General features: G+C 69.7%; 1 protein-coding gene. It reads right to left on the bottom strand.

Annotation, left to right across the window (positions count from 1 at the left end; genetic code table 11):
- Nucleotides 1–88: 88 nt before the first annotated feature.
- On the bottom strand, nucleotides 89–505 hold a 417-nt coding region (locus AAE045_RS24530; RefSeq protein ID WP_455549887.1), incomplete at its 5' end, for a hypothetical protein.

Genomic DNA, 505 nt, shown 5'->3' with positions numbered 1-505 from the left:
AAGCCGTTGCGGCGTTTGGCGCGCAGGTAGCGCAGGCCAATCGAGACAGGTATGGGTTTGAACATGCAGGTACGCCGGACAATTCAGGCTATGGTGCCACTGCAGGGGGTGAACGGGAAATGCAGTGTGCCCGGACGGCTAGTCGCAGTTCACGTGCCTGCGCCGCCGGAAGGGTATCGGGCCAGAACAGGCGCCAGTGGCGACGCCCTTCATACCGCCAGCGCAGCTGCAGCAGCGGGCCGCGGCGACGCATCTGCAGGTCCTCGACCGCCTCGCCATCCACCTGGGCCGGCTCATCATCCAGGGGGATCAGGAAGGCGCAGCCCGGGCCGCGCGCATACCGCCACGCCTCCAGCCACGTGCCCACCATCGCCACCAGGCCCAAGGCCAGGCCCCACGGCGCCGGAAGCTCGGTGGCCCACAGGGCCCAGGGCATCAGCGCGCCCATGGCGATCAGCGCCCGGCACTGCCAGCGCGAGGGGTGCCACTCAAGCTGGCAGGGCGC

Source organism: Dryocola clanedunensis (assembly GCF_038405435.1).
Lineage (GTDB): Bacteria > Pseudomonadota > Gammaproteobacteria > Enterobacterales > Enterobacteriaceae > Dryocola > Dryocola clanedunensis_A.
The sequence above is the reverse complement of the archived record's forward strand: the minus strand, read 5'-3'. Positions and strand labels throughout refer to the sequence as shown.